Source organism: Carboxylicivirga linearis, from assembly GCF_018271995.1.
Taxonomy (GTDB): Bacteria; Bacteroidota; Bacteroidia; order Bacteroidales; family Marinilabiliaceae; genus Carboxylicivirga; species Carboxylicivirga linearis.
In genome coordinates this window covers 1-1027 of sequence record NZ_JAGUCO010000097.1, presented here as the reverse complement: position 1 = coordinate 1027, position 1027 = coordinate 1, and the positions used below count along the sequence as shown (strand labels likewise).

The 1027-nt window shown below is 42.4% G+C and carries 2 protein-coding genes; both read right to left on the bottom strand.

The window, feature by feature from the left end:
- Positions 1–112: 112 nt before the first annotated feature.
- The gene (locus KEM10_RS25180; RefSeq protein ID WP_147377094.1) at positions 113–718 is read right to left on the bottom strand and encodes a hypothetical protein; all 606 of its coding nucleotides are present in this window, start codon (positions 716–718) and stop codon (positions 113–115) included.
- A 17-nt stretch (positions 719–735) separates the two neighbouring features.
- Positions 736–1027 (bottom strand): hypothetical protein (locus KEM10_RS25175; protein WP_212220884.1); only part of this gene is annotated, 292 nt, incomplete at its 5' end.

Genomic DNA, 1027 nt, shown 5'->3' with positions numbered 1-1027 from the left:
CATACCCAAATAAGCGTACTGGCCATCCGAAGCCCATTCGCCTTTTTTCAATAACGGTGGGGTTGTTCCCCTAAACATTTTTATCGTTCCCATATATAAAGTCTTTTTATTGCTAAATCATTGCGTAGGCTTGCTCAAACAATTGGTTGGAGACGTAATTACCACCTGTCTCAACCTTTGTCATTGAAAGCACCAATAAGCGGAGTGTATTTTTTGTAGGCAGGAGCTTTGCACTCTTGCTGACCTTTAAATCCTTACAAACCGTCTGGATGTAATGGTCTGTATTGTTTTCAAATCGGGGTGCGTATTCTTCAACCAATAACGGCACGGTATTCTTGCCCTTTTCGATGTCGTGCTTGAGGTCTTTAATCATGGCACGAACGCCATAAACCGGAGCAATAAACATTTCAAAACGCCTGTCCTTATTTTGCTCTTTGGGCAGTTTACCGTTCCATTTAATGTTGGTGAAAATCAGGTTTCCCGGATTGTTGTTTCGGATGCCTCTGGGTGCATTTGAGAGATAGGTATTGCCACCGTTCCAATTCTGAAAGTTTGAGGGCAGTTCGTTATTGTTGGTAGTTAGAACGTTTGAACCACGAGGAGGCAATAGTCCACGCTTGCGTTTGTTTCGTCTGCGAATCATTACAATTGTGGTAACTATTGCCCCTGTGGTTAACACCCCTCCCGAAATAAATAATATCTTTTTCTTCTTGTCCATAGCTTTATTGTTAGAGTTTAGAGAGGGATTCCCCAACTGTCGAACTTGGGTTTGATTTTGGAAATTTCCTTTTCACCTAGTTCCTGTCTGAACCAGCCAATCAGGTTGAAGTCCTGACCTAAAAAGGCTGCCCTGGTTCCCCACAAATACTGTTTCATGCCAAAGGCTTTAATGACCAAAAGCATATCATCTTTGCTCTGTATCTTATCAATGGTGGAGTAAATGACCTTTTCATCTGTACCAAAGTCGAGCATTGCACCGTACAGCGTATTGGCATATAAAGCAGCATCAGAAGCAGAAATCGTCAGG

Bases quoted from the DNA above. Each gene is read 5' to 3' on its own strand.
- KEM10_RS25180 (WP_147377094.1), bottom strand. From the start codon at position 718: ATGGACAAGAAGAAAAAGATATTATTTATTTCGGGAGGGGTGTTAACC.